The sequence below is a fragment of the Streptomyces pseudogriseolus genome, assembly GCA_002154585.1.
GTDB lineage: Bacteria > Actinomycetota > Actinomycetes > Streptomycetales > Streptomycetaceae > Streptomyces > Streptomyces pseudogriseolus.
The window spans coordinates 1-1,519 of record MUNG01000727.1 but is presented as its reverse complement, the minus strand read 5'-3'; the positions used below and the strand labels follow the sequence as shown (position 1 = coordinate 1,519).

Below are 1,519 nucleotides of genomic sequence, written 5' to 3'. Positions count from 1 at the left end.
GGCGGGAACGGGGCAGTACGGCAGCACGTGAGGCGGCCGGGGAGACCGGCCGCCTCACGTGCGCCGTGTTCTGGATCAACTGCCGGGCCGTCCGGAGGCAACGCCCTGCGCCGGAAGCTGCCCCATTTGCCCGAGCCCGCTCCAGAACTCGTCGGTGCCTGCCGGTCACCGGGAGACGGTGCCGGCCGCCGTCCGCTGCTTGCGGGCCGCCATGACCGCGTAGACCAGCACGCCGCCGAAAAGGAACAGCACACCCTGGTAGACGGCCTCGTATCCGGCGCCGGCGACCAGCCACAGCGAGAACGCGGCGGCGACCGAGGCGACGACCAGGTCGCGCACCAGGCGCCCGCGGTCGACGCGGTCCCGCCGGCCGGAGACGAGGTGGAAGAGCTGCGCGGCCGTGGCGAGCAGGTACGGCACGGTCGCGGTGAAGGTGGTGACCAGCACCAGCGTCTCGAACACCCGGGCCGTGCCGAAGGCGTAGTTGTAGACGGTGAGCAGCGAGGCGAGGAGCACGGTGACGCCGACGCCCACCGTCGGGACGCCGCGCCGCTTGCGGGCCAGGGGGGCGGGGAACAGCCCGTCCTTGGCGGCGGCGTAGGAGGTCTGGGCGCTGAGCAGGGTCCAGCCGTTGAGGCAGCCGGTCATCGACACGAGCGCGGCGACCGCCACGGCCCAGCCGCCCCACGCCCCGCCGAACATGCCGTTGACGGCGTCGGAGAAGGGCGCGCCGGACTCGACGAGCCGGTCGTGGGCGACCGTGCCGAAGACGACGAGGGTGCCGAGCAGGTAGACGACCGCCGCGCCGGCGGTGCCGATGACGGTGGCGCGGCCCACGGTGCGCCGGGCGTCGCGCACCTCGCCGGCGCTGACGGCGGCGGATTCCACGCCGAGGTAGGAGAAGAGCAGGATGGCGGCCGCGGCGGACACCGCGCCCATCGCGCTCTCCCCGCTCGCCTGGAAGGGTCCGAGGTTGCCGGCGTCGAAGAAGAACAGCCCGCCGACGGCGACGAGCACCAGCGGCACCAGCTTCAGCACCGTGGACACCACCTGGACGGCGCCGACGTAGCGGGTTCCGGCGTAGTTGGCGAGGGCGGGCAGCCACTGGATGACGAGGGCCGCGAGGCAGGCGGTCCAGCGGTGCTCGCCGACGGGGATCAGTACGTCGAGGTAGCCGACGGCGGCCACGGCGAGCGCCGCGTTCGACACCCAGGTGGTGATCCAGTACGCCCAGGCGGCGAGGAACCCGGCGAAGTCGCCGAAGGCCTCACGGGCGTACACGTACGGGCCGCCGGTGCGGGGGTCGCGTTCGGCGAGGCGGCCGAAGACCAGGGCCAGGGCGACGGCGCCGACGGTCAGCACGCCGAAGGCGAGGAGGCTGATGGTGCCGTAGGGGGCGATGGAGGCCGGGAGCAGGAAGATGCCGCCGCCGATGATGTTGCCCATGACCAGCGCGGTGGCGACGGGAAGCCCGAAGCGCCGGGTGCGCCGTCCTCCGCCGTCGGGGGTGTCGCCGGGG

Annotated in this window: 1 protein-coding gene; it reads right to left on the bottom strand. The window is 73.9% G+C overall.

The features are described from left to right. Positions 1–165 precede the first annotated feature (165 nt). Positions 166–1,519 (bottom strand): amino acid permease (locus CCN29_RS34375; RefSeq protein ID WP_107481776.1); only part of this gene is annotated, 1,354 nt, incomplete at its 5' end.